The sequence below is a fragment of the Rubritalea sp. genome, from assembly GCF_039830215.1.
GTDB lineage: Bacteria > Verrucomicrobiota > Verrucomicrobiia > Verrucomicrobiales > Akkermansiaceae > Rubritalea.
On sequence record NZ_JBDOPO010000118.1, the window covers coordinates 1 to 5,605 of the forward strand.

The 5,605-nt window shown below is 47.7% G+C and carries 6 protein-coding genes; 3 read left to right on the forward strand and 3 right to left on the reverse strand.

Annotated features, from left to right (window positions below):
• Nucleotides 1-317 precede the first annotated feature (317 nt).
• Nucleotides 318-1,109 carry an ABC transporter permease gene (locus ABGY95_RS03995; RefSeq protein ID WP_347440415.1) on the forward strand — a complete coding sequence of 264 codons (792 nt, stop codon included), beginning with the start codon at nucleotides 318-320 and terminating at the stop codon, nucleotides 1,107-1,109.
• 65 nt (nucleotides 1,110-1,174) lie between these two features.
• On the opposite strand, the gene ABGY95_RS04000 is transcribed toward ABGY95_RS03995, so the two are convergent.
• Nucleotides 1,175-1,792, reverse strand: a complete 618-nt coding sequence (locus ABGY95_RS04000) for an HAD family phosphatase (RefSeq protein ID WP_347440416.1) — start codon at nucleotides 1,790-1,792, stop codon at nucleotides 1,175-1,177.
• 182 nt (nucleotides 1,793-1,974) lie between these two features.
• Nucleotides 1,975-3,369, reverse strand: a complete 1,395-nt coding sequence (locus ABGY95_RS04005) for a UTP--glucose-1-phosphate uridylyltransferase (protein ID WP_347440417.1) — start codon at nucleotides 3,367-3,369, stop codon at nucleotides 1,975-1,977.
• Between the two features lie 195 nt (nucleotides 3,370-3,564).
• On the opposite strand from ABGY95_RS04005, the gene sufT reads away from it, so the two are divergent.
• Nucleotides 3,565-4,113 carry a putative Fe-S cluster assembly protein SufT gene (sufT, locus tag ABGY95_RS04010; RefSeq protein WP_347440420.1) on the forward strand — a complete coding sequence of 183 codons (549 nt, stop codon included), beginning with the start codon at nucleotides 3,565-3,567 and terminating at the stop codon, nucleotides 4,111-4,113.
• A gap of 74 nt (nucleotides 4,114-4,187) precedes the next feature.
• On the opposite strand, the gene ABGY95_RS04015 is transcribed toward sufT, so the two are convergent.
• Complete coding sequence (locus tag ABGY95_RS04015) at nucleotides 4,188-4,907, reverse strand: hypothetical protein (protein WP_347440418.1); 720 nt, start codon at nucleotides 4,905-4,907, stop codon at nucleotides 4,188-4,190.
• Between the two features lie 116 nt (nucleotides 4,908-5,023).
• On the opposite strand from ABGY95_RS04015, the gene ABGY95_RS04020 reads away from it, so the two are divergent.
• On the forward strand, nucleotides 5,024-5,605 hold a 582-nt coding region (locus tag ABGY95_RS04020; RefSeq protein WP_347440419.1), incomplete at its 3' end, for a DEAD/DEAH box helicase.

Here is a 5,605-nt window from a genome sequence, read left to right on the forward strand (position 1 = left end):
TTCCAATCTCAGCTCAAAAAGCAGTGCGAATAGCAAAATGAAATAATGCGCTCACTTAAAGGACTTTTAGATACATGCAGTTCTCTTGAAACCGCCCATTAAGTTGTTCCCTGGACCTTCTAATCAAGCCTGTAGCACTACGGAAAATCACTGAGATCATAGCCTCCCTCCTCCGGATGTATCTCCTAAAAGAGGAATGCTCTAAGTCTTAGCTCACGCCAATTGTCTGGATCAGGCTAGGTATGATTGCAATGAAGCGGGCGTGATCTGCGCACTTCTAGCTTCACACATCTCACTTAAATGATTAAAAACAAGGCGTGCTCGCACTTCGCATCATAGGAACTCCAGTTATCAGCTTTCTCAACTACTTGGGCGAGCTCAGCAAACTGGTAATGGAAGTAGTCGCCTCAGTGTTGAAAGGGAAATTCTGTTACCAGCAACTGATGAAGCAAATCGCTGAGATTGGTTATCGTTCACAGCCAGTGGTTATAGTCACTGGTGCATTCACCGGCTCAGTTTTGGCCGCTCAGGCGCTTTTCCAACTTTCTCAAATGAAGATGGAAACTATGGGCGGAGCTCTCGTTAGTGTAGGAATGCTAAGAGAGCTAGGTCCTACCATCACCGGTCTCATGCTCGCAGGCCGCGTGGGCGCAGCAATGTCGGCAGAAATTGGTACTATGAAAGTCACCGAGCAAATCGATGCATTACGCTCAATGGATGTCCATCCAATCGACTACCTCGTGACCCCACGCTTTTGTGCAATGGCGATCTCCATCCCCCTATTGATTGCTGAGTCCGCCTTTTTTGGAATTTTCTCAGCTTGGATCGTGGGCACTCAAATCTTCCACGTGTCATCATCCTACTGGATCAACCACATGGGCCAGCACACTGATCTATCAGACATCAGTATAGCGCTGATCAAGGGCTTTGTCTTTGGGATGTTGATCGTTCTCATTGCTTGCCACCAAGGACTCAAAGCGAGCAATGGAGCTGTCGGCGTTGGCCGTGGAACCACCAATGCCATGGTGCTTTCCTCTCTGGCTATCCTCATCTTCAACTTTTTCCTAACAATGGTCCTCAACATTGTTTTCCCACTCGGCTTTCCTTAAAAGAAAATACTCGAAGCCTCTATAGCTTCGAGCATTTTGAAATGAATAAGGTAAGTATTTGCGGCTTATTCTACAATGTGTATTGCTGCAGGTACCGTGATCACCTTCATACCAGCTAACTGAGCTGCCATAATGCCTGGTGCGGCATCTTCTAGCACTAAACAATCTGCTGGAGCTACGTCGAGTCGCTCAGCGCAGTCGAGAAAGGCATCAGGAGCAGGCTTGCCGCACTTCACATCGTCAGCGGTCACCACCTCGTCAAAAAGCTCAGACAGACCAGTCGTCTTTAGTGTGGCTTCCACCACCTTGCGGCTTCCACCGGAAGCAATACCAACAGGCATTTTCCCTCGTAGAGATTTGGCGAAAGCAACCACATCTTCATTCAGCTCTACCAAGTCGAGTCGGTCGAGGAAGGCTTTGCGCTTAGAGTAGGAGATAGCCTCTGGATCTAAATCCAGATTGAACTCACCGTTGATCTCTTTCACGATGTCTTTGGTAGGGCGTCCACCCATTGAGTAAAACACATCTTCAGGAAATACATCCTTTGGAGCTCCATTGGCTGCTAAAGCTTCACACCACGCTTGGAAATGCGCAGGCATTGAATCGACTAGTGTGCCATCGAGATCGAAAATGACGGCTTTGTAGCCTGACTTGGGGATATTAAGTGAACCGAACTGCTCCATTACCGCGGTTTTTGCCGTTATTTTTTAACGATAGCAAGCGCAGAAAACCAGATGTGGTAACAATTTCTTCAAAGCCACACTATTTCTAACAAAAAATAGTCCGTTCCCTAGAATAGAAAAGGACTCACTCTAGATTAGAGCAAGCCCTTTTGCTGGGATGAAGTATATATATATTACCTCAATTAGAGGACAACGTCTTCATCTTTGTAAATCCCGTTAGCGATCCAAGATGTGTCAGATTTCTCGTTACTAATGCTCACAGTTCCACGAATTTCTACCATATCGGCAAAACGTACAGGCCCTTTTAGGCTAAGCTCTGCGGCTCTTTTCAAAGACGGAACACCCAGTCCTTCAAGGCTATCCACAAGCTTATATTCATCGCTCAGCCTGACAACTGGTGGCTTACCTTCACGTTCTTTGACTAAGGCAATACGCCCGTCTTCAGTAGTCTCATATGCGTCGGAACGCAGCGTGAACAAATCAGCAGTTGTCTTGACTGGTGCAAACCGTGAGCGAGGAACACAAATAGCATCAGCCCCTTTGAAGCACTCGATTGCAGCGCCCATTGCAGTCTCTAGCTGATACACTGATTTCGATGATTTATCTCGAGGATCTACAGTCTTGTTATTTATGATCACAGGAAGCGGAAGGACTCCACCTTTTGCATCTAACTCAGACTTAAGCGACTCAAGATTTACCCAGAGGCTGTTAGTATTGAAATATTGGTGCTTAGCAATATTTTGAAATTCACCAAGATCAGAATCAGGACATTGAGCCACTTCGCGCAGCAAAAGTTGTCCATCCTCTTTACGGATAGCCAAATGGCCACCTTTTTTATCAGCTTCAGTTCGGCGCGTTGCCTCCATTAAAAATGGCTTACCGCTTTCAGCGAAGTAACGCAGGATTCCTGGGTGAAGGACTGCGCCTAAGTTATCAGAATTAGAGACGAATGCGTACTTAACCCCTTCGGATAAAAGTTTATCTAACCAACCTGAACCCGCGATTGCTGGGTAGATATCTCCATGGCCCGGAGGACACCACTCGAGGTTAGAATTTGCTGGATAGTCTACAGGCTCCATCGTCTTAGCATCAATTTTGGGAATCTGATTCTGATGCAGTTCGACTTGTGCCTTAGCTGAAAGGCTTTCGTCTGGATACTGAGCAAGGTGATCTAGAGTGTCTTCAGATGTGCTGAAGCTATTCATCAAAAGAAACTTCACTTGAGCTCCGGTAGTGTTTCGCAAGTAAGAAATCTGATCAACAATGATATCGAGGAATGTGGAGCCATCTTTGACTTCTAGTAAGCTCTTAGCCTTCTGTAAGCCCATGCTCGTCCCTAGCCCACCATTGAGTTTGATCACTACTGTTTTGGCTAACAACTCAGCTGAGAAGGCCTCACCATCTTGGGAAATTTCTTCAAGCTCAGGCAACTTTTCTACCGGCTCGATAGAAGCTTCCGTGATGTCTGTAGAACTTCCACATGCGAGGATCTCGTAATTGCGCTGAAAACTAAGAATAGCAGCTTCGCTGACACCAGCCTGCTCCATTTTTGTTCGAAAAGGGGTAAATGAACTCATCTGTAGGAGATCCATCGCGTATTCTGGCCTTCAAGTCACGCCAGAAATTCACCTCCATTATAAAACCCCGCCTAGACTGCCTCCTACTCGAGTGCAGTCCTATTCTAGTAAAGAGTAACTACTTCAATGACAAAACTCTCACCGATGATCGGCTTTTCTCTTGAAACTTCCAAGTTCCCCGCCAACAGTCACCGCATGAACCAAGAGATCATTCTCGAACGCGAAATCGAAGCCGTGCAGATCCCTAGCGGTGACGCTATCACTCTGCCTGTAGGCACTCCAGTAGTTGTCACTCAAACACTTGGAGGCAGCTACACTGTAGCGACTCAAGCTGGACTCGCTCGCATCTCTGCAACGGACTCAGACGCCCTAGGCATCGACGAAGCGGAAGTCCAAGAGAAGAAGGAATACATAAACGCCCTCAAGGACGCACCACTCGAAGATCAAGTTTGGGGCATGCTCAAGGAAGTTTACGATCCGGAAATTCCAGTCGACATCGTCAACCTCGGTCTCGTTTACGATTGCGTGCTTACTGAAAAGGAAGACGGCAAGACTGAAGTGAACGTGAAAATGACACTCACTGCGCCAGGTTGTGGCATGGGGCCAGTCATCGCAGCTGACGCACAAGCGCGCATCATGTCACTCGACAGTATCGAAGATGCTCAGGTAGACCTCGTTTGGGATCCAGTCTGGAACCAAGACATGATCACTGAGGAAGGTAAAATGAAACTCGGCATGGTCTAATCGATCCCCCCATTGAAATTCTCACAAAAAAGGCGACCTCGATTGGTCGCCTTTTTTATTTGTAAGCTAGAATTTCACTTACCAAATCTCTTATCTAACAATGCCTCGAACTGCACACTGAAATTATTTCCAGCTTCTTCGAAGACCGTGCGGAGAAGCTCAGGATTCTCCACATAAGAAGCCACAGTGTGGGCATTTCGAGAGCGCATCACAATCGACTCGCTAAAGAGCTGTTTGCCCTCCGAGACAAACCAAACACGTATTCCCACAACGGCCTCAAGGTAGGTTTCTTCCCCCCTACGGATCTTACGCTGCAGCCCGTACGCGATGATTTCACCATCAAAATAATGAGGAGATTTTTTTGCCCAACGCCCCCCTAGAAAGCCATTCTCCTTCACCGCAGCAACCGCTCTTTTCTCGATACCTTCCGCAATTTTCGGGTAGACCACTGAGTTCATCTTCTCTAGTTCGGTCTTGTATTGCTTTTGGAACCCCTTTGCTTGCACCTCAAGCATGCCTGCATCTGCAGCTTCTTTAAAAAGCTGGCCAGTGGTACCAGTAGCTGCGGAGCTCGAGAAATTTTCATCTCCGGTGTAAATGAATGGAGCCTTGTGAGTGTGACTCGGTGCTTCGGTGCCATTGATTGGCATTTGGGCGTTCTTATTCACAGAGTGGTCCAACACGCTGACCGAGGTGATCGCGTCTTTTTGCTTCTGCGTTAAACTAACTGAACAACTAGAGAGAACCAGCGCACTGAGCGCCGAAAGAAGGAGATAACTAAAGGAATTTTTCATAGCTGGTCTGAATACCCACACAGCACATACGAACTGTCAATCAGAACCAACCGCTATAGCCCTTGCTATTCGTCGAGTTATTCCCCAGAAATGGCTGTCAACCAACCACGCAATTCATGTCTTTCTCATCCACTGGTCTCAGCGATCTTTTTCTCTCCGCCCTTGATTCCAATGGCCACGACACCCCCACACCCATTCAGCAAGCAGCCATCCCGGCGATCCTGGAGCGTAAGGATGTCATGGGCATTGCAAAAACGGGCTCGGGCAAGACTGCTAGTTTCGTGCTGCCAATTCTACAAAACATTCTCAAGCAAAGCAGCGCTAAGCACCGCGAGCCAGCAACATTAATTTTGGTTCCAACACGCGAGCTCGCCGACCAAGTGCTCGGGGTCATTCGCTATTTCTCCGCTAAGCTTCCTCAGCGGATTAGCTCTCTCGCTATCTACGGTGGATCCTCTATCAATACCCAAATGCAGTCGCTGGGCAAAGTCGACATCGTCGTTGCCACACCTGGGCGTTTGCTCGATTTGATCGATAAAAATGCGCTCAACCTCAATTCAGTTTCCACTCTTGTACTCGATGAAGCGGACAAGATGCTCAACCTCGGCTTCAAGGAAGAAGTCGACAAAATCCTCTCGCTCCTTCCAGCGTCACGCCAAAATCTCCTTTTCTCAGCAACACTCAGCCCAGACCTCTCA